The following is a 21,743-nucleotide window of genomic DNA, read 5'->3' as shown; positions in this document are numbered from 1 at the left end:
TATTAGGAGTATAAAAATTTTAAAGATCGTTTCAATCCCTAATAGGGATTTAGGTTAATTAAAACAAAATAAAAATACAGTTGGCAGTTCAAATGTAGGGTTTCAATCCCTAATAGGGATTTAGGTTAATTAAAACTTTCTGAGAGTAATTATTTTTGGTCAAAATTTCCAGGTTTCAATCCCTAATAGGGATTTAGGTTAATTAAAACGGATTAAATAATTAATTACCTAATATTTTGTTCGTTTCAATCCCTAATAGGGATTTAGGTTAATTAAAACGATGTGAACTGTGAGCAACTGCCCAAGCTGTAATTGTTTCAATCCCTAATAGGGATTTAGGTTAATTAAAACTTGAATCCGGCTAGCAGTTCAGTGGCATTTATGCGTTTCAATCCCTAATAGGGATTTAGGTTAATTAAAACCTCTTGAAGAAGACAGAAAGCTCCGTCTAGGTAGTTTCAATCCCTAATAGGGATTTAGGTTAATTAAAACGTGATGTTCTGGCTACGAAAAGTTTACTTACAATGGTTTCAATCCCTAATAGGGATTTAGGTTAATTAAAACTGAACTACGGAGGATACATAGATTTATTAGAACAAACGTTTCAATCCCTAATAGGGATTTAGGTTAATTAAAACCGTAAGTGTCAGCAATATCAAATGTCACTGAAGAACGTTTCAATCCCTAATAGGGATTTAGGTTAATTAAAACGTTGTTCCGTTTTCACCAACTACAAAGGTTAAAACGGGTTTCAATCCCTAATAGGGATTTAGGTTAATTAAAACTGTGGCAGAGCAAGTATCTTTAGTGGTTGCGAAAGACGTTTCAATCCCTAATAGGGATTTAGGTTAATTAAAACGGGTATTGTTGCCGTGTGGGTAGCGTCAAAGATGTTTCAATCCCTAATAGGGATTTAGGTTAATTAAAACGGCCGGGGTCTGCGAGCCTTGGTATATTTGGTTTTCAAGGTTCAAAAGTGGCAACCTGTAGCTAAGATACCTTTTCAGACGTTTGGTTGTCAAGAGCGCAAGAATAATAAATAACCTCAAAAGCAATTGTGATAAGGATTTGAGGGGGTGGTGTCAACCTCCAAAACACTCAAAGAGGATTCAAAGCTAGAGAGGATAAGCTTTTCAGGCGCAAAATTTTGTTTTGTTTGAAAAACACCTACTGGTTGACCCCATAATTACTAATTCACATTAGGCGTTAATTCGTAATTCGTAATTACGCTCCTTCGGACGCTCGTACCTCGCTCTAAGCGAGGCTATACCGTAGGCTTTACGCTGCGCTAACGCTACCGCTACGAAGCGCATAATTCGTAATTAAGTTTTGTAATGGGGATTGAGCGCCAAGTCACCAGGGGGAAACCTGCGCTCTGACGGCAGTTGTTCATGGGGGAAACCACGCCACTTGCGCGGCTGCTGGGAAACCCGTCCAACGCAGTGGCTCCCCAAGATCACACTGCCTCAACTTTGTGATACCAATTCTCTAAAATTCGGCTACACATTCAAACTCCGAAACCCATACTAAATAAGAGTTTCTTAATTACGAATTACGAATTACGAATTACGAATTGGTATAAGACAGACTCCAACACAAAACTTGCGGACTTAAACCCACGGAACTAGTTAAGGGAGGGGTACGCTAACAAAGCTGGCTGGGCTAACGCCGAAATTCCCATTACCCCTAATCCCCACTCCCTTTCACAACGATCGCCTGATCTATCGCCTTGTCAAAAGCTTGCAGTGCCTGGTTGACTTCTGCCTCTGTGACAATCAATGGAGGTACAAATCTCACAACTTTTGGCCCGGCTGGTACAAGCAATACGCCCTCATCGATGGCAGCTTTGACAATATCAGCAGCAGTTAGCTGAGTATCAGATGTCAATTCCAAACCGTTGATTAAACCCCAGCCGCGAATCTCCCTAATCTGGTGCGGATATTTGGCAGCGATCGCTTTTAATCCAGCACGTAACTGTTCGCCTCGTGCTTGCACATTCTGCAAAATGTTTTCTCTTTCTAATGTTTGGCAAACAGCAAGTGCTACTCCACACACAAAGGGATTACCGCCAAAGGTGCTAGCGTGTTCTCCGGGTTGGAAAACATCACAGAATTTCTTACTCATCATTGCCCCAATGGGGATACCACCACCCAAGCCTTTAGCACTGGTGAAAATATCCGGTTCAACACCCAGATGTTCGTAACCCCACCAATAACCAGTGCGCCCCATGCCAACTTGCACTTCATCGAAAATTAACAAAATCCCGGTTTCGTCGCAAATCTGCCGTAGCTTTTTGAAATAGGCGACATCTCCCGGACGCACACCGCCTTCTCCCTGCAACGGTTCAATCAAAATCGCCGCTACACGGTAGTCACCTTCATCTAACTCGCTAATCGCTACTTCCACAGCGTTAATGTCGTTGTAATTGACGTAATGGAAACCAGGCATCAAAGGATCAAAATGTTTTTGATACTTTGGTTGCCCTGTGGCGGTAATCGTTGCCAGAGTCCGCCCGTGGAAACTAGCGTTGGCGGTTAAGATAATTGGTTTTTCAATGTCTAATACCGTGTGGGCATATTTTCGCGCTAGCTTAATTGCCGCTTCGTTAGCCTCAGCCCCAGAGTTGCAGAAAAATACGCGATCAGCGCAGGAATGTTGAATAATCCAATTTGCCAACTCACCTTGTTCTGGAATGTAGTACAAATTAGAAACATGATGCAGCTTTTGGATTTGACGTGTCACCGCTTCCACCATTGCTGGATGGGCGTGTCCCAAAGTACAAGTGGCAATTCCTGCTACAAAGTCCAGATATTCCCGCCCCTGTGTATCCCAAACCCGACATCCAGCACCCCGTTCTAAAGCTAGGGGAAAACGGGCATAGGTAGACATGACAGCCTCATTGAAGCTGTCTACATTAAAAGGACTAGAAGCGATGGAATCGGAATTTGGGGGAATGGTGGCTTGTTCAGCTAGAGTTTGTACGCTCATTACCTCTCCTCCTGAAAGTTTTTGATCATATATATTTACTAGTGTCCTCGAAATCCTTAAAAAATTTTTACGAAAAAAAGTAAAGATTCAAAATTGAACTGGGCTTTCCCCGTTACCAAGAAGACGCGGAGACGCGCTTAAGGGGAGACGCGGAGCGCGACCCTTCTCAAGGTCGAAGCACTGGTCAAAAGCCCCCGAATGCGAGTTGTGGAGGCAAAAAATGTTTTCCTTGCTTGAATCCCCTAGCTTTTAGTTATGGGGACTCTCCGCGTCACCCGAAGGGTGACGCTCGCAAGCTCGCTAACGCAGTCGCCTGCGGAGGGAAACCCTCCTTTACTCGCTGTCTCACCGCGTCCAAACGTCTCCGCGTCCTCATCAACTCACACCCTTTTTAAACGCCTTATTTATCACTTTTAAGCGTTCCCTCTTCCCTTGAGGCTAACGCTGAAATATCCTCAAACATATCGCAGTAGTAAAAAACTTTGTACTCAACTCTTGAGCAAAAATATCAACGTATCCAAAAAGAACTAATGATCGGAGCGATCGCTCTGGGCGGAGTTTTCCTCATTGGTACTTTGTGGTATAGATTTATAGAGGGCTGGTCTTGGGAAGACGCGGCTTACATGACAGTAATTACCTTAGCTACTGTAGGATATGGAGAAACACATCCACTTGGTAGCCGAGGCAGACTATTTACAATTGCTTTAATTTTTTTAGGTGTCGTCAATATCGGCTACATTGTCAACAGATTCACAGAAGCGATTATTCAAGGCTACTTTCAAGAGGGTATTCGCATACAGCGACAGAGGCGATTGATGGAATCTCTCATAGAACATTACATCATCTGTGGATTTAGTCGCACTGGTCGTCAAATTGCTAAGGAATTTCGGGCAGAAGGCGTCAGCTTTGTTGTGATTGATTCAGAACTAGAATCTGTCCAGAGGGCACAAGTAGAAGGTTATACAGTATACCAAGGTGATGCAACACTTGATGATACACTTTTGAAAGTTGGTGTTGAAAGAGCGATTTGTATTGTTGCGGCTCTGCCCTCAGATGCAGAAAACTTATACACAGTATTATCAGCAAAAACACTTAATCCCAAGATTAGGGCGATCGCTCGCGCCAGCACAGAAGAAGCCTTACAAAAATTGCAGCGTGGTGGGGCGGATGCGGTGATTTCCCCCTACATTACCGGCGGTAAACGGATGGCTGCTGCTGCTTTGAGACCACAGGTATTAGATTTTGTCGATGGTATTCTCACAGGTGCAGATCGCCAATTATACATGGAAGAATTTTTACTTGACCCGGCTTCTTGTCCCTTTGTTGGTCAAACTCTGCAAAAAGCGAAATTGCGATCGCAAACTGGGGCATTAGTTCTGGCAATTCGCCGCTACGATGGCACCCTCATCGGTGGCCCCACAGGTGACACAGTTCTGATACCAGGAGATACCCTAATTTGCATGGGCACAGCTGAACAACTACGTAGCCTCAACCAAATTCTCGGCCCCATTGGTTCACAGAACTTGCGTAAACCAAAAAATACATAAATTTTGGCCGGGTGTTTGTGGGCTGGCAGGCTAACGTTGCCCATTCACCCGCCGCTAGTAAACTTTTAGACTCAACCAACCATTCTTATACAGTCGGTGTGCAACGCGATTATTAGACCGTTTTTACAGGAATTTGAAGTATAAACTCTGTGCCTTGTCCCAATAAAGAATTCACTTCAATCGTTCCACAGTGCTTCTCAACGATGATTTGGCGAACGATCGCCAATCCTAAACCAGTTCCCTTACCCACACCCTTGGTCGTAAATAAATTCTCAAAAATCTTTTGCTTAATTTCCTCGGTCATCCCGATCCCATTGTCTTGAATCTTGATCATTGCCCATTGCCGATCATTTGATAGTTGGATCGTGACCGTGATTCGGTTAGGGTGTAACTGAATTTCTGAAAAACTTTTACCTTGATTAGAATCATCCAGCGCATCGATCGCATTGGCGAGTAGATTCATAAAAACCTGATTCAGTTGTCCTGGAAAGCACATGATAGATGGCATCTCATGATAGTTTATGACAACCTTAATGGCTGGGCGATGTTCATTTGCCTTCAGGCGATGCTTAAGAATAAGCAACGTGCTGTCAAGACCTTCATGAAGATTGAAGAGGACTCGATATTCTGCATCGCTTCTAGAGAATGTTCTAAGACTAGTGCTGATATTTGCAATACGCTTGATGCCTTCACGCATGGAATAGAGTGTTTTGGGTAAATCTTCCCGCAAATAAGCGAGATCGATTGTTTCGATCTTCTCCTCAATTTCCCGCCCTGGATTGGGAAATGTTTTCTGGTATAGATCAACCAACCCAAATAGATCTCGCACATAGTCTTGTGCAGGTTGCAAATTGCCTGACAGAAAACCAACTGGATTATTGATCTCATGGGCGACACCGGAAACTAGGTTGCCAAGGGCTGACATTTTTTCCCGTTGGATGAGTTGTAGTTGAGAATGCTGTAATCGCTCTAGTGCTAATTGCAATTGAGAGGTTTGAAGTTCAAGCTTCTGATTCAAGTCTTGTAGAGCAATATCTGCTTGCTTCCGCTCGGTAATGTCTTGATAGGTTCCAAGGATTCCGATAACTTTACCACTTGCGTCGTGCAGAGGTGCCTTGTTGGTTTCCAGCCAAGCCTTTTTTCCATCCCCTTGAAGTTGGGGTTCTACGATTCCCAGTTCAGCATGATTGGCTAACATGACACGGCGATCGCACTCTCGAAAGAAGTCTGCTTCTTCTGTCTTCCATGCCAAGTCATAATCAGTTTTGCCAATAATATTTTTGGGAGAGCCGACTCCTGCATCTTCTGCAAAATTTTGGTTGCAGCCCAAGTAAACTGAATTTCGATCTTTCCAGAAAATCGCTTCGGGCAGTGTATTCATGACCAATTGCAAAAGATGCTGAGAGGCTTTCAGTTCACTCTCTACTTGTTCACGACAAATACTTTCTTGCTCATGAGCTTGTTTGAGTGCTTTGATCTCTGCCTGAGATTGGCTAAGTGCTTGCTCTAAATCCATAATCACCTCGTTCAGCCGACTCAAGGGATCATCTAACTTATCCATCACCACACCTCCAAATAAGAGCAGGAATTTTCTGTTAGAGTTCCCAGATGCAGCTATCGGTCTAACGTTGCCCATCACCTGCACACAATATGGTTGGTAGAGACGCTTCAAAAGCGCCTCTCTACATCTGGTGGAATAACAAAAAATCGCAGTATGAGGGGTGATACCCCTGAATAACCAGCAGTATCCTTTGAGAAGTCGGGGATCTGGACACCGCGAATTTTCACAAATCACATAGGACTGCTACAGTATTGATGATTAGACTTCTTGCAAAAATACTTGAACCGTCAGAGACTCAAGTCTCTGCCTAATAGCAAAAGTCCGTTGAAACGGACTAAAAATACTGTTATTAGTCGGTTTCAACCGACTTAAGTTATCAGCCAGAAAATTTATTTTCTGGCGAGTACCCGACTTTTGCAAGAGGTCTATTGCAGGCAAAATTTAAAGAGGGAACAGGAAATAAGCTTAACTGTTTCCTGTTCCCTGCTTCGGTTGTGTCTGTCTTTGTGCGAATCTAGCCTAACTTATCCGAAATCATGCTGACATCAACAGCTAGCTTTTGTCCCAACTTGAGCAACTGACGGCACTGATGCACATCTTCTTCATTATTTACAGTTGTGACACACAGCGGTACGAGCTGATTGTGCAAACGGCTAAAGTAGAGTTCTTGGGAACGCTGTAGAGATATGCCAAGATTTAGTTGATCCCCGATATCAATCAATCGCTCCAATCGTTGGATGTCTGCATCAAAACTACCATTAGCATCATGCAATAATTGCCAAAGCGATCGCACAATCAACTGCTCTAGCATTTGTCTACCTTCGGGAATATCCAACCGACAACGCAGATGTTTCGCTTCAGTGGCGATCGCTTCTAATTCTACTATGTGGTTCCAGCTTGCTTGGGATTCAGTGATATCTTGCTCAAGCGATCGTAATGTTGTCATACAACGATACCCTAAAGCTATCTCCGCTGCTACTTGCAATTCTTGCGGTACCACTAATTCATCCCGATAGAACGCCATGATGATACCATAATTTTCACGGTACGCTTGGGTATATAGTTGGTCTAATCGTGTCAGTGTTTCCTGACTTAGCAACCGCATAATCCGGTGGCGTTCTTCAGCAAAAAGATTTTGTAAACTGAAAGCCTCTTCTCCAAATAGCTGCGTCATCACCAAAATAGTATGAGCCGCACTTGCCTGTTGCAGCGCCCCAAACAGCTTTTCTTTTAATTGGCTGTAATCGCGTCGTCCAACAAATGGTTGAATGCAACAGTGAAAATCCCAGCCTCCCAAATGCAGTACAGCAAATACTAAATGTTCGCTTTCCCAGGTAATTTCTGACACCAGCTTTAAATGTCCCACCACCAAAGTTAATGATCCCAAGCGTTGTAGTTGGTAATCTAGCTCATTGGCGGTGTAGCAATAAACGCGCTTTTGCTGAGTACTGGGTAATGTTAGCGGTAGCGGGGCGTTTAGCCCGTGCTGAGTGCTGTTAGCGGTAGCGGGGCGTTCAGCCCGTTCTGAGTCCTGAGTGATTACTGGGTGTTGGGTTTTAGATGTTGATCCCTGGTTGTTAAATAAAGAAGTAATTGCATAATGTGCTGCTACTTGCTTAAAATCAACCTGAGCAGTTAGCACCAGTTGGCGATAAATTTCACCACCATGTTTGAAATGGTCTACATTACTAGGGGCTAAACCCAGGTGTTTGAGAAAACCTGCTTCCAATTGCACACCCGATACATCCCCCGCCAGTTCCAAAGCACGGGCAGCGTAGCGGAGAATTTGAGTGCCTTCTGGGCGAGAAAGTTCTTCAAAAAACCAGCCACAACTAGTAAACATCAGTAACGCGTGACGCTGCATTTCCAACAAGCGCAATGCATCTACTTGCTCAGCTGCTGTCAGTTTGTGGGTTTGATGGTGGGAGAGAAAACGACTAATATTAGCAGGAGAGCGATCGCGCATGACTTCGATATATTCATCTCTTGCTTGCCAGGGATCACGAAATAGTCGTCTACCTTGTTCCTCATACACCTCAATTAATTGATCCCGCAACCAATTTAAAGCATTCCGCAACGGACGACGCCATTTTTGATGCCAAAGACTACCTTCACCACCACAACCACAGTCATCTTGCCATCTATCTACACCGTGGGCGCAACTCCATGCTGTGACTGACTTTAATTCTACTTCCCAGGTTGGTGCATTTAAACTCAAGTAGTGAGCAAAGTTTGTCACCGCCCAACCGTGTTGAGGAAATTCCTTGGTAAAGGCGTAGGCCAAAGTTTTCTCGGTGCCTTTTTTGTGGTGTCCAAAGGTTTCTCCATCTGTCGCCACAGAGATCAATTGTGCTGGACGATGATCCCCACGCACCGCCGAACCAATACGTCCCGCAAAGTGATGGGAATTATAGACGACATCACTAAAACCCATATCTCGTGAGATGGGGCCATCATAGAAAAAGATATCTATATAAGGTTTATTTACCTCACTCCCCAACGCCACTGGCTCTACTTGGGGAGACCCCAACGCAGTGGCTCCTCCCGACTCCCCACTCCCTCTTAAATAACAACGATAGGGACGGGTGGGATCAATTTGACTACCGCCAACTTCATACCATTCGGGATCGCTTTGATCTGCGGTAGGGAGGGGACGGCAACGCTGTGCTTGCGAGGGTGCGAGAATAATGAAGCGAATACCTTCAGCAACTAGTGCTTCTAGGGTGGCATAGTCCACACCCGTTTCCGCTAGCCACATACCTTCGGGATCGCGTCCAAAGCGAGAGCGGAAGTCTTCTTTACCCCAACGAATTTGAGTGTATTTATCGCGTTCGTTCGCCAGAGGCATGATGATATGGTTGTATACTTGCGCGATCGCATTTCCGTGGCCATGCAGACGTTGGGCACTTTTCACATCAGCCTCTAAAATTCGCTGATAAACCTCCACATCATAACGTTCCAGCCACGACATCAGCGTCGGCCCGATATTGAAGCTGAAATACTCATAGTTATTGACGATCCCCTTCACTTCGCCCCGGTCATTTAAAACCCTAGCAAAGGCATTCGGTCGATAGCATTCCCAGTGAATTCGCTCATTCCAATCATGGAAAGGTGCAGCACTAGGTTGACGTTCAATCGCATCCAAGTAAGGGTTTTCCCTTGGTGGTTGGTAAAAATGACCATGTACTGTCACATAAACACCAGTAGCTTTTCTCAGGGGATCAGCCTGTTGAGTGTTTTTGTGATCTGGATGGAACGCGAATGTTGAGCCAGAACTGGCAGGCATTTCAGCAGCAGAAGTCATGTATATTTATCCAAAATCAAAAACTTGTACTCGTACCGGAAAAAACTTATGTAGACCTTTCTACAACGGGTTGAACATCAAATCCGGTATAGACGATAACTATGGTTTATAACCAAATTTTCCAGAAGGCGGTCTTTAACAGTTCAAAAGTCACAAATGTGATCATTGCAGGCATCCTGGCTATTAATCTGGATGCAAACTAAAGCAAAGGTATACCAGTATAGCGGGAAATCTGCGTTATCGCACAGCCTTTTCCCCCGAAGGCTTAAGTGATTTGGCATTGAACAACGCCTCAGATAGGAGTTTTTTCGTCGGTAGCGATCATCAAAAACTTAATTGTCTTTTAATATATTAAACCTCATTTTTGGTGTAATACTTCGGCTGAATTTCATAGTTTTGCAACGAAAGATTACATAAACTCCGTAAATCGCAATCTTATTTTACATATCTTGCCTAGACCTGAAAACAGTAGAATTTCTAGATTAGCCTCCAGATGGGGACGTGGGGATTGAAATGTTGGGAGATTATAAAGGTTATGTTTTTTGCGCTAACTACTGATCATGAAGTATCTTCAGTTAACACTCCGATAGAATATCCTCAATTCAAGGTTGCAAATGTCAGGTAAAAACATTCTTTTTCTCGTTTTGTTATTGTTTATCCCCGTCTCTTTCGCGGCCCACTTTTTGCACTGGAAAGATTTGATAGTTTTCATTACAGCTGGGTTGGCAATACTGCCTTTAGCAGCTTGGATGGGTACAGCCACAGAAGAAATTGCTGTAGTAGTTGGGCCAAGCTTGGGGGGGTTGTTAAATGCTACCTTTGGCAATGCAACAGAATTAATCATTGCCCTCATTGCTCTCAAAGCTGGATTAATAGATGTAGTCAAAGCCAGTATCACGGGATCAATCATTAGTAACTTATTACTGGTGATGGGCTTGTCGATGCTTTTAGGAGGACTGCGCTACAAAGAACAGACATTTCAGCCAATTGTAGCGCGAGTTAATGCAGCCTCGATGAATTTGGCGGTGATTGCCATTTTGTTGCCAACAGCGATGAACTTCACCTCTGTGGGAATTAGCGAACAAACGTTGCAATATCTTTCTATTGCCGTTGCTGTGGTGTTAATCCTGGTTTACGCCCTGACGCTGCTGTTTTCAATGAAAACCCACTCCTATCTATATGATGTTGGTGTAGCAGAGACCGAAGTTGAGGATAATTCTTCTCATACCAAACCAAACATAGTATTGTGGACTGGTGTGCTGCTAGTATGCACGCTGTTTGTGGCAGTTGAATCAGAATTGCTAGTTGATTCTCTAGAGGTAGCTACATCTGAGCTAAATTTAACGGCACTATTTACAGGGGTAATCATAGTGCCGATTGTCGGTAACGCTGCTGAACACGCTACAGCCGTCACCGTGGCAATGAAAGATAAGATGGATCTCTCTCTTTCTGTGGCTGTGGGTTCAAGTATGCAGATTGCTTTATTTGTAGCTCCTGTGTTGGTAATAGCAGGGTGGGCAATGGGACAACCAATGGATTTGGATTTTCAACCTTTTGAATTGGTTGCTGTCGCTGTATCAGTGTTGATTGCGAATACCATCAGTTCTGATGGTAAGTCCAATTGGTTAGAAGGTACTTTACTTTTAGCTGCCTATACAGTTTTGGGGTTCGCTTTTTACTTTCATCCAGTAGTAGATGGTATAGGTTAGATGATACAAGAGCGATCGCTTGTAGTTTAAAAGATAGCGATCGCTCTTTTTTATGTCCATTTGTATATATTCTCAGTATTGATTAAGTATCCAAAAAATCGGCGATAATTCCATCTTGTACAAATCGACCAATTTTAATAATGACTCTAAATCCTCGGCTTTTAATACAAAACTATCAAAAAAGTCAGTATGAAACATCAAGCATGAAAGATGAAATTCTTGATCCTTACACATATAATTAGGCCAATCTGCTTGATGCCATTCCCATGAGATCACATACTATGTTATTGTCTAAACCGTTGATTTAGGCGATAGCTTTCACAATCTGTTAGCTAAATTACAGATATAAATTGTAGCAAAAGTAACTACAGTCAGCCAATTAAACTGGTTTAAAGGAGATCAAATGTTTGGAAAAATTAATACATCAGAATTTATGCATCTGTCATATGTATCTAGGAAATAGAGAAAAAATATGACACTTGTATAAATCCCATAGATTATTAAGCGTTGCTGAATTTAGGGATGAATACCAATTTCGATTTGCCCCTCAACAATATTCTGGAATAATACTGATCTAGTAAAATAAAATACAATGACTGAATTTGGTTTGCTGATGACGGGCATGTTAAATACAAAACAACCTTCTTTGCCCAATCTACCGGAGCAGCAACCATTTCAGATGGAAGGCGTACAGCAGTCAATACAGAGTCAACTACCTGAGTCAGTTCTGGCTGCTCAAGTCACACCACCTGAATTCATGCTTACAGATACAACCTCCCAGCCTCAGCCGTCAGCGCTCAAACTAAAGAAAGAAAATACACCAAAGAAAGTCAGAAAAAATAATCAGTCTCTAGGTTCTTCTGGCCTAGCTGATTCCATAAAGTATGCTCAGGCTATAGGCAAAAGCAGAGCCAAAAGTGTAGGAAGACTGCAAAAGTTGAATCGTCAATCTTTGCCAACTCTCCATTTTGGTAGCTCTGGTGTCGCCGTCCGAGTCTTACAGCGGCTGTTAATTTCTAACGGCTACATCATTCGAGTTGATGGAGATTTCGGCCCACTCACAGAAACTGCTGTCAAAGCATTTCAAAACCAACAGAATTTGTCAGCCGATGGGGTAGTCGGTCAACGAACCTGGCAGGCTTTGACTAGTTGAATTGTGCGTTAAGACCGCAGGGGAGCAGGGGGCAGGGAGCAAGGCAGAGGGTTTGAAGCTTTTACTTACAACATCAATAGTGCAATTGATAAGTGCGGCAGCTGATCCCAAATTTGCGTTTAGTAGGGTGCGTCAGTGCGAGAAAACCAGCTAAGCTAATCTGCCTTTAACTTGCATAATCCTTTGCCTCAGAAAGACGCAAAGAGAAGTTGCGTGCGGGGGTTCCCCCCGTTGAGCAAACTTCGGAGGACGCGCTTAAGGGGAGACGCGGGGATGCAATTTGAATGATTATTAGCTTACACTAAAAGATTATTTACTGATGCACCCGACATTTTGGAATTTGTTTATCTTTTTTACCGATACTTATGCTGCTCCAATAATTGTTGCGCTCTCGGCTTGTAAATTAAATAAAACAAAGTCTCGATGTAACGCAACAAATCTTCTCGATTTTCTTTTGAGGTAAAGTTCCAAAAGCCATAAATCCGTGCTAAAGAAAGCAGCTTGGTAGTATGAATTTTCCACGTATAGGTGCTATAAACCCGATTAATAGCACGTTGAGAAATTTCCTGCCAATTATGAGGATTTTGTTCGCATTTGGTGACAAAATCTATGATTTTTGTGGCTGTTTCTTCTAAATTTGTTGGGTTAATATAAAAACCATTAACCTGATCTTGAATAATCTCTAATGGCCCACCAAACTGTGTAGCAAAAGTTGGTAATCCCGAAATCATCGCCTCTAAAATTGTCAAACCAAAAGCTTCAAATAAAGCTGGTTGCACAAAGATTCCTTGATGATCTGCAATGACTCGGTAAATTTCACCAGAATCACTTTTGGATAGACGCACACCCAACCAACGAATCCTCCCGTGGAGATTGTACTCGTCGATGATGTGGTAGAGTCTAATAATTTCGTCACGTTCTTCGTTGTCGCCTGACTCTTCTGTACGCAACTTACCCGCTACTAAAATTAAGTTGCAATGCTCTTGTAATTCTTTACTCTTACCAAAGCATTCAGCTAAACCTGTGAGGTTCTTAATCCGGTCAAGACGAGCCATAGAAAACAGAGGACGCTTGTGAGGCTCGTCAAGCCTACCAAAGATTTGGCTAGGATCTTCCAAAGTAAAAAGTGTTTCTGCAAGGCGTTGGCGATCGCTTTCTACTCGGTCTTGAGTTTGCGAATAGGGGAAGTAGTAATTCTCATTTACCCCAGGTGGCACAACATTAAACTTGGGACTAAATAATTCAATGCCATTGACCACATGGTACAGTTCCGGCATGGTGAAACACTTGTAAGACTCATATTGTCCCACACTATCCCGCGTGCCGACAATTTCTTGGTAGGTGCTGCTCACAATAAAATTGGCAGCATTCATGGCAATTAAATCAGCAGTAAATTGCAGCGAAAAATGATATTTATCCTCCAAATCTTGCCAGTAGAGGTTACTAAACAAGTATTTAGATTTTTCCAGCGCATGGGCAATATTACATTGCGTAACTTTCATACGTCGCGCCAGTAAAAACGCTACTAAATTACCGTCAGAATAGTTACCGACTATTAAGTCGGGTCTACCTTGTAATTCAGCTCGCAATTCTTTTTCAGAATCAACAGCGAAGGTTTCTAGATAAGGCCAAAACTCAAACCGGGAGATCCAGTTTTGAGTCATATTCGGATTAAATTCCCGCAAAGGTACGCGCAAAATCCAGGCATTTTCTGTACCGTAGACTTTTTCTAGTCGTTGATTACAAAGAGTGCCGTCGCTATTAGGAATTAGGCGACTGAGAATAATCACTTTTGGCTGGACGTTCAGATTCTCTAAGCCAGCAAGTAAAACATCTTCTTGCAACTGTTTTTCTAAATTCTTGGCTTGGTCGAGAACATAAACTACCTGACCCCCAGTATCGGGGCGTCCTAGCACTCCTTCTTGACCAAACCAACCGTGGGCCGACACCAAGACGATTTTAAAAATCATCGGCACACGTGAGATGAAAGCTTCTAAGGTTTGGGGGTCGGGAGAGTCTATCAATTCATCAAGAATGTTCAGAGTGTCACGCACCCGCCCCGCTGTGTTACCCCAACCCGGTTCAAAACCCATTGTTTGCAACTGAAACTGGAATTGTTCGTAAGATTCATCGTTGGGGCGTTCATTGACAAAAGCGATCGCTTTTTTCACTTGCTGTGAAAGTTGCTGCTGCGATTGAATGTGATTGTTTACCAACAGTTGAATCCCGTTGTATTGATGGAGGCGCAAGAAATTCAATAAGCTATCTAGCAGTTGTTTGGAGTCTTGAAAGATTTTGCTGGATAGATAGCGGTTGAGAAACTGCACTCCTTTACCAATATTTTTCGGGTCTCGAATTACTGGAGTGTAGTCGTAAAATGGCCCAAAGTCCAACTCTAGCAAGTCGCCATCGTTGGGATAAAATTTATTCACCAGGCGATCGCGTAGATCCAGTAGATCCTGCACTGTCATCGGCTCAACACTTAAATCTTCCGTCAGCCAATATATTTCTTGGCTGGCAATCTGAGAACGGATAATCAAACAGAAGTTTGAGTCCTCCTGAATAATTTCTTGAGTATAGTAAATGAGTTTGCCTAAGTTAGAAGAAGTGTAAAATTTATCGGGTTTCTGATACTTGGAGCAATATTCAGCATACACATTGAGTATGTCATTCCGCAGCAAATACCTCTTTTCTTGTTGGCGTAATTCGCTAATAAAAGAACGCAAATCACTTCTTTCTTCACTATCGAGGACTGCTTGGAGCAATTCAGACATAGTAACTCCACTAAATGACTATCTTGCTTTTTGATTTTCCAGGTGAAACTAGTAAGGTCTACCTTTTGTTACACCATCTATAAACCTTAATTAACACAGATAAACATGTTTATCTGTGTTGACTACTGGTGACTATTTTACAGTAGTACTTAAATCTTGTTTGTCTTCACTTAGATTATTCTAAAACTCAGTATTTTTTGCTCTAACTAAAGGAATACAATTTTCTTTTCTTTTGGTAGATGTTAGCAAATATACAACATCAAATGGTGTAACTGAAAACTTTTCCACTCTCCACCTACGCAAATAATTTTATCAATCAAGTCAGATTATTATAGTTTTGTAATCATTAATTGAGTGTTGACACTCATTTTTGTCGTACATATATATCAGCTATTCTACAATTAGAATCAGAGCTTTAGCTCTAATAATTTCGGGCATAACTAATAGCAAAACGACTGAAAATTAGTCTTAAGGCTGATACAAAAATTAACTATTTTTTTAAGATTATAGATTGTCATTTAAACTTAAATAAATTAATATCAATTTTTAACTGAATCAAGACTAATTGCGATCCACCCTAGTTATAATTTCAGCGTAAAGCCGTTAAAACATGGGTTGGTTTATATGACTCACAATACACACAAGTTAACAAATACTGACCATAGCGTAGGCAATATCATGATCATTTCTTTGCTTGCCTTCTGTGGATTGACTTTTATCTTTCTTTTAGGCCTCTTTTAATAGTTGATAGTGCATTGAAAAACTTTTGAGGAAGCAGATATAATTAATCTGCTTCCATTATTTATGTGTTTATAAAAGGGAACAGGGAGCAGGGAAATAAGCTACCCACTAGCGTCTAAAGCACCGCCAGATCGTATTGGCATGTCTAGCCTTAAATGTTTGTTGCATTAAAAAGAACTCTTGTGGGATGGACCGAAAAGCCATTTGTGTCAACTTAAGCTAGAAATAGCTTCGGTGTTGGCTTCCTCACCCGCCAAGAAATAAATTTCTTGGCTAATAAGCTGTTCCATATATAACTTACATAATTAGGGCGGGCAAGATGCCCACCCCACAAGAGTTTTATTTAATTTGATTATGTAATTTAGATGTTTTTTAGCTTAGCTCAAGTCTACTGAAGTAGACTCAAAATCTTGGGAGATATTCAGTCATCTTTAGATGACTTTCGCTATTAGCGAGGAACTGAAGTTCCTTGCGGGACATAACTTTTACGTTAAGTTGACACCAATGGCGTCTAGCCCGTCCGTGGCGGGCTTTTCGTCTCATCCCACAAGAAAACTTATTACACCATTTTTTTAACCTTGCCACGCCAGTATGGTGCGTTATGCTGGTGCGATAACACACCCTGGTATATCAAAGGACAAATGGCCAATGACAAAAGACAATCCTGATGTAAATTTGCTGATATACATCAGTATTTAATTGACACTCTCCGACCTAAAGGTGCGGAGATTCTTAAGACCTCACGGACTTAATATCCTGTTTATACAGGTACGCGCGGCTCACTACGTTTGCCCCATAGGGCGTAGTGATATCTCCTCAAGGTTTTTCGGGCGTAAACTTTCCCCCAGTCCAGGGGTAGGTTTTTAAATCTTGTACTGATTAAACTATTTTAACATGGCTGAGTCTTAAAGGACTTAATTAGCCTTCATCCCCTGCCTAAAGTATGCTTGGATGCAACTACGTTGCTGTTCGGAGAGGGTTTTCGGCATATTTTTATAAGTTATGCTAATAGTAAGTACGCTTCGTTTGTCATCGCTTTAGGTTTTCAAGCTCCAAGATGACAAATTCCTGCTACAGTGACAGTAATTACTCTTCAGCAGCAAAGCATGTGCTTCCAACAAAGTATGCATTAAACTGCTGTATGCTTATACAGGGCGAACGACGGGACTTGAACCCGCGAGTGGTGGAACCACAATCCACTGCCTTAACCACTTGGCTACGCTCGCCATTCATTTTCTGAATATAGCATTTTTTGGATATATTGATCCAAAGTCTTTTAGCTGGAACGGACTTTGTTGATCCCAAGTCTAATGATTATACAGATGCGTACTTGGCAAACATGAAAGCCTCAAACATCATTGCATATGCTGGAGCAGCAGGACTCGTTGTTTTGGGAGTGGCGTCGGCAACGACAAATCCTAGTCAAGCTCAATATGAAGAGTATGCTGTGCAACGGTTGACGGCATACTTAAAAACCGATTTTTGTGATAAAACGCCAAAAATATTAGAAAAATTTATAGATTTTAAGTGCAATCAACTGATTGATTCGGCTAACCCGCACATCCAAAAAATTATTGCTGGGACTACAGAGAGTAAGAACTATCTTCTTTTTACTATTTACCGCACAAACTTAAAAATCGATTCTTGGATACCTACTTATAAATTTGAAACTGTAGGAGCATTTAATAACTTTTATACCTACACTGCTGAACAGCAATAACTAAAAAAATTCCATCAGTTTGGGGAGCAGGTGAGGAAGAATCTAATAATGATCTTCGCTTTCCAAATTGGATAATTTATTCAAGCTAATAAAGTTTGAAACCGGGCTAGGCTAGGCGTATGATTACCTTTATCCAAAGTCCAGTAAGTTTTGATCCAGAAGTTATGGACAGTACATTAGTTAAGATATTAACACAAGCATCTTAAATTTTTCCACTGATTTGTATCGATTGGCGTCAGTATCTGATAGATACTGTAAAGACTCTCAATTTCGTGTCTCCATAGATATTCTTAGATATACAACCGTTAACTGAACCTTAACTGTCCGCTAAGCATTTTGCACTCAACATTGGTTAGGTAGCAAAAAAAAATTAATAAAAATTTCAGGAGTCTAGACTCCATATCTAACAGCCTGGACTACCTTAGTAAGTGAGCAGCTTTGAGATAACGTAGTAAATTCATTTAAGTAAGCCGTGAAGATTCCAAGTTCAATCTGGACATTACTAATTGGCATCGTACTAACGCTAGTCAGCTTTTGGTACGGTCAAAATCACGGTCTGTTACCAGCAGCCGCATCGGATGAAGCCGTCTTAGTAGATGGTCTTTTCAACACGATGATGATCGTTTCTACAGGGATATTCCTGATAGTTGAAGGTGTCTTAATTTACTCTGCATTTAAATACCGTCGGCGTGCAGGTGACAATGAAGACGGCCCGCCAGTTGAGGGCAATGTGCCGCTAGAAATCCTCTGGACGGCGATCCCAGCAATTATCGTTATCGGTATTTCTGTTTACAGCTTTGAAGTTTACAACGATATCGGTGGTTTCGACCCCCATGCTATTCATGAAGCCCCGGTTTCTCAACAATCAATGAAAATGCATGGGGCTGCGATCGCTGCTACTCTAAACGATACTCCTAGCAGCACCGAACCCAACCTCAACCAAGAAAAATCTGATCAGGCAATGCAAGACCCAGCAACAGCAACAGTCCGCAATGCCGACCAAATTCCCCAAAAACAAAATGCCCCAGGTGTAGGGAGTGTTGCACCCACCATTGGGCCGAGTCCTGAGAAAGCGGGGCAACCACCAGAATTACTTGTTAACGTCACAGGTCTCCAGTACGCTTGGATTTTCACTTATCCAGAAACGGGGATTACTACTGGCGAACTCCACGTTCCCATCGGGCGGGAAGTGCAAATCAACATGACAGCTAACGATGTCATCCATGCCTTCTGGGTTCCAGAGTTCCGTTTGAAACAAGATGCGATTCCTGGCAGACAAAGCGAAATTCGCTTCACACCCAGCAAACAGGGTGATTATACCTTGATTTGTGCTGAACTTTGCGGCCCTTATCACGGTGCAATGAGAACCCAAGTAGTAGTCGAGTCGCCAGAAGCATTTGATAAATGGATGCAAGAACAACTAGTTGCCAGCAAGGACACACTCAATCAAGCCGTTGCTGTCAACCCTGCGGATTTATCCCCGCATGAATTTCTCTCTCCTTACACCAAGGAGATGGGAATCCAACCTGAAATCATACATCAAGTTCACCATTAGTTCAGTGAACAGTTATCAGTGAACAAGCTGATAACTGATAACTGACTACTAACTCTTATGACACAAGCCCAGTTGCAAGAAGCTGCCAACATCCCTGCCCATGCTGAGGGGCCAGGGATCAGAAAATGGCAAGATTACTTTACCTTCAATACCGACCATAAGGTGATTGGGATTCAGTACCTAGTCACCACGTTCATTTTTTACTGTATTGGCGGTGTTTTAGCTGACTTAGTTCGCACGGAACTACGAACACCAGATGTAGATTTTGTCAGCCCGGAAGTTTACAACAGTTTGTTTACGCTGCACGCCACAATTATGATTTTTTTGTGGATTGTGCCAGCTGGTGCTGGTTTTGCTAATTTCCTGATTCCCCTGATGATTGGGGCCAAGGATATGGCATTCCCGCGTCTCAATGCCGTCGCCTTCTGGATGATCCCACCTTCTGGTTTGATGCTAATCGCTAGTTTATTGGTAGGCGATGCCCCAGATGCCGGCTGGACTTCTTACCCCCCCTTAAGCTTGGTCACAGGTCAAGTGGGTGAGGGAATCTGGATTATGAGTGTTCTGCTGTTGGGTACATCATCGATTTTGGGGGCAATTAATTTCCTGGTGACGATGCTAAAAATGCGGACTCCGGGATTAGGTTTCAATCAATTGCCCTTGTTTTGTTGGGCGATGTTTGCTACCTCGGCGTTAACCCTGGTATCGACACCAGTACTAGCAGCAGGTTTAATTCTGTTAGCTTTTGACTTGATTGCCGGCACAACATTTTTTAACCCAACTGGAGGCGGTGATCCGGTTGTTTACCAGCACATGTTCTGGTTTTACTCCCACCCAGCGGTGTATATTATGATTTTGCCTTTTTTTGGGGCAATTTCTGAAGTTATTCCTGTACATTCGCGTAAACCGATTTTCGGCTATAAAGCGATCGCTTATTCCTCCCTAGCCATTAGCTTTTTGGGGCTAATCGTTTGGGCGCACCATATGTTTACCAGTGGTATCCCTGGTTGGTTGCGGATGTTTTTCATGATCACTACGATGATCATCGCCGTACCCACAGGAATTAAGATTTTCAGCTGGTTAGGAACAATGTGGGGTGGCAAAATCCAACTCAACAGCGCTATGTTGTTTGCTATGGGTTTTGTAGGCACCTTCGTGATTGGCGGGATCAGCGGCGTAATGTTGGCAGCTGTACCTTTTGATATTCACGTCCACGACACTTATTTTGTCGTCGCCCACTTGCATTACGTCCTGTTTGGTGGTAGTGTCCTCGGCATTTATGCAGCGATTTACCACTGGTTCCCCAAAATGACGGGACGGATGCTTAACGAATTTTGGGGTAAGGTTCACTTTGCCCTGACAATTGTGGGTTTAAATATGGCCTTCTTACCCATGCATAAACTGGGGATGATGGGCATGAACCGCCGTGTCGCGCAATACGACCCCAAATTTACATTTCTCAACGAAATTTGTACCATCGGCGCTTATATCCTAGCGGTTTCGACATTTCCCTTCATCTTCAACGCCATTTGGAGTTGGTTGTACGGAAACAAAGCAGGTAATAATCCTTGGAGAGCATTAACCTTAGAGTGGATGACTACCTCACCACCTGCGATCGAAAATTTTGATCAACTCCCAGTACTAGTGACAGGCCCTTATGACTACGGTTTGGAAAAAGCCCAAGAAGGTGTACCCTTATCTGATCCTAATCCTGTCTTATCTGGTGGCCCCAACTCAGTTTTAAGAGCAGAACCCGACCCGGCGGTCGCTGCCAACCCTGAAGATAGGGGCTAGGGACTGGGGACTGGGTACTGGGAAAGAATTCTCATAACATCCCGATTCCCAATCCCTGATCTCCAATCCCCGAACCCTACTCCCTACTCCCCACTCCCCACTCCCCACTCACTTATAAAAATTCATGCAAAGTCAAATAATTGACCCAGCTAAAACGGAACTCAATCATCATCACGCTGCCCAAGCGGCGGTTCATCACGAAGAACATCCAGACCATCGCCTGTTTGGGTTAATTGTCTTCTTGATTGCTGAAGGAATGATTTTTATGGGTTTGTTCGGAGCTTATCTAGCTTTCCGTGCTACCTTACCTGTGTGGCCGCCAGCAGGCACACCAGAGTTGGAATTATTACTACCCGGAGTTAACACGGTCAATCTGATTGCTAGTAGCTTTGTGATGCACAACGCTGATACTGCAATCAAAAAGAATGATACGCGGGGTGCGCGTACTTGGCTAGCGATTACTGCGGCGATGGGGGCAATTTTCTTGGTAGGTCAGGTATATGAATATACCCATCTAGAATTTGGTTTAACTACCAACTTGTTTGCCAGTGCGTTTTATGTTTTGACTGGCTTCCACGGGTTGCACGTTACCATCGGTGTTTTGGCAATTGTTGCCGTGTTGTGGCGATCGCGCGTCCATGGTCACTACAGTAGTGAAAAGCACTTCGGTATCGAAGCCGCTGAAATTTACTGGCACTTTGTTGACGTGATTTGGATTATTTTGTTCGGATTACTGTATTTACTTTGAGTATCAATTAATAGTTGTTCGCGTGGAGTGAACAACTTAACAAGCCCCCTGTAGGGGGTTTTTTTATGAAAAAATTAACCCCCCTTCCCAACGTGGCTATCCATTAGTCGCATCTTTCTTAACATTGCTGTAAGTCAGACGCTGAGGGA

General features: G+C 42.9%; 12 protein-coding genes, 1 tRNA gene and 1 CRISPR repeat array (1 of these 14 running past the window's edge). Of the genes, 7 read left to right on the top strand and 6 right to left on the bottom strand.

Going from position 1 to position 21,743, the window contains the following annotated elements:
* Positions 1-929: a CRISPR direct-repeat array (repeat unit 37 nt; unit sequence GTTTCAATCCCTAATAGGGATTTAGGTTAATTAAAAC) (it extends 1,059 nt beyond the left edge of the window).
* Between the two features lie 757 nt (positions 930-1,686).
* Entirely contained in the window at positions 1,687-2,988 is a 1,302-nt protein-coding gene (locus AC5JMF_RS05910) for an aspartate aminotransferase family protein (RefSeq protein ID WP_495794774.1), read from the bottom strand.
* A 482-nt stretch (positions 2,989-3,470) separates the two neighbouring features.
* Here AC5JMF_RS05910 and AC5JMF_RS05905 point away from each other — a divergent pair, with 482 nt between their 5' ends.
* Positions 3,471-4,535 carry a potassium channel family protein gene (locus AC5JMF_RS05905; RefSeq protein WP_495794773.1) on the top strand — a complete coding sequence of 355 codons (1,065 nt, stop codon included), beginning with the start codon at positions 3,471-3,473 and terminating at the stop codon, positions 4,533-4,535.
* 112 nt (positions 4,536-4,647) lie between these two features.
* Here the strand turns inward: AC5JMF_RS05905 and AC5JMF_RS05900 are convergent, their stop codons facing one another.
* The 3 genes from AC5JMF_RS05900 to AC5JMF_RS05890 form a co-directional block, all read right to left on the bottom strand.
* Positions 4,648-6,096 carry a sensor histidine kinase gene (locus AC5JMF_RS05900; protein WP_495794772.1) on the bottom strand — a complete coding sequence of 483 codons (1,449 nt, stop codon included), beginning with the start codon at positions 6,094-6,096 and terminating at the stop codon, positions 4,648-4,650.
* Between the two features lie 258 nt (positions 6,097-6,354).
* Positions 6,355-6,516, bottom strand: coding sequence for a hypothetical protein (locus AC5JMF_RS05895; RefSeq protein ID WP_495794771.1), 162 nt, complete (start codon positions 6,514-6,516; stop codon positions 6,355-6,357).
* 94 nt (positions 6,517-6,610) lie between these two features.
* Complete coding sequence (locus AC5JMF_RS05890) at positions 6,611-9,400, bottom strand: DUF3536 domain-containing protein (protein WP_495794770.1); 2,790 nt, start codon at positions 9,398-9,400, stop codon at positions 6,611-6,613.
* Between the two features lie 614 nt (positions 9,401-10,014).
* Between AC5JMF_RS05890 and cax the strand changes: the two genes are divergently transcribed.
* Positions 10,015-11,109 (top strand): calcium/proton exchanger, encoded by a 1,095-nt coding sequence (gene cax, locus AC5JMF_RS05885; RefSeq protein WP_495794769.1) that lies wholly within the window; start codon positions 10,015-10,017, stop codon positions 11,107-11,109.
* Positions 11,110-11,701: 592 nt separating this feature from the next.
* A complete protein-coding gene (locus AC5JMF_RS05880) occupies positions 11,702-12,262 on the top strand; it encodes a peptidoglycan-binding domain-containing protein (protein ID WP_495794768.1) in 561 nt (186 codons plus the stop codon).
* A 353-nt stretch (positions 12,263-12,615) separates the two neighbouring features.
* On the opposite strand, the gene AC5JMF_RS05875 is transcribed toward AC5JMF_RS05880, so the two are convergent.
* Together AC5JMF_RS05875 and AC5JMF_RS05870 are read right to left on the bottom strand one after the other, a co-directional pair.
* On the bottom strand, positions 12,616-15,036 hold the full coding sequence (locus AC5JMF_RS05875) for a sucrose synthase (RefSeq protein WP_495794767.1): 2,421 nt from the start codon (positions 15,034-15,036) through the stop codon (positions 12,616-12,618).
* Positions 15,037-16,930: 1,894 nt separating this feature from the next.
* Positions 16,931-17,003 (bottom strand) — tRNA-His (locus AC5JMF_RS05870).
* A 113-nt stretch (positions 17,004-17,116) separates the two neighbouring features.
* Between AC5JMF_RS05870 and AC5JMF_RS05865 the strand changes: the two genes are divergently transcribed.
* The 4 genes from AC5JMF_RS05865 to AC5JMF_RS05850 all read left to right on the top strand — a co-directional run bounded on the left by AC5JMF_RS05865 (position 17,117) and on the right by AC5JMF_RS05850 (position 21,594).
* Positions 17,117-17,497, top strand: a complete 381-nt coding sequence (locus AC5JMF_RS05865) for a DUF4359 domain-containing protein (RefSeq protein ID WP_495794797.1) — start codon at positions 17,117-17,119, stop codon at positions 17,495-17,497.
* 472 nt (positions 17,498-17,969) lie between these two features.
* Positions 17,970-19,052, top strand: a complete 1,083-nt coding sequence (locus tag AC5JMF_RS05860) for a cytochrome c oxidase subunit II (RefSeq protein WP_495794766.1) — start codon at positions 17,970-17,972, stop codon at positions 19,050-19,052.
* A 57-nt stretch (positions 19,053-19,109) separates the two neighbouring features.
* Positions 19,110-20,846 (top strand): cytochrome c oxidase subunit I, encoded by a 1,737-nt coding sequence (gene ctaD, locus AC5JMF_RS05855; protein WP_495794765.1) that lies wholly within the window; start codon positions 19,110-19,112, stop codon positions 20,844-20,846.
* Positions 20,847-20,970: 124 nt separating this feature from the next.
* Positions 20,971-21,594, top strand: coding sequence for a cytochrome c oxidase subunit 3 (locus AC5JMF_RS05850; RefSeq protein ID WP_495794764.1), 624 nt, complete (start codon positions 20,971-20,973; stop codon positions 21,592-21,594).
* Positions 21,595-21,743 lie beyond the last annotated feature (149 nt).

It is taken from the genome of Desmonostoc vinosum (assembly GCF_059505385.1).
Note: the sequence above shows the minus strand (reverse complement) of the source record. Positions and strands in the feature narration are given on the sequence as shown.